The sequence below is a fragment of the Limosilactobacillus portuensis genome (assembly GCF_014838735.1).
Classification (GTDB): Bacteria; Bacillota; Bacilli; order Lactobacillales; family Lactobacillaceae; genus Limosilactobacillus; species Limosilactobacillus portuensis.
The window spans coordinates 1-279 of record NZ_JABUXQ010000140.1 but is presented as its reverse complement, the minus strand read 5'-3'; the positions used below and the strand labels follow the sequence as shown (position 1 = coordinate 279).

The window sequence follows — 279 nt, the reverse complement described above, 5'->3', positions numbered from 1 at the left end:
CTAGAGGCTTTTCTCGGCAGTGTGAAATCAACGACTCGAGGAACAAGTTCCTCTCCCCATCACAGCTCAATCTTAAGAGTGCCGGATTTGCCTAACACTCAATCTCACTGCTTGGACGTGCACTCCAACAGCACGCTTCGCCTATCCTACTGCGTCCCCCCATCGCTTAAAACGAATAATGGTGGTACAGGAATATCAACCTGTTATCCATCGCCTACGCCTGTCGGCCTCAGCTTAGGACCCGACTAACCCAGAGCGGACGAGCCTTCCTCTGGAAAC

1 rRNA gene is annotated in these 279 nt (G+C 52.3%); it reads right to left on the bottom strand.

Annotated features, from left to right (window positions below):
• Nucleotides 1-279, bottom strand: a 23S ribosomal RNA gene (locus HUK49_RS10895); the annotation flags it as partial.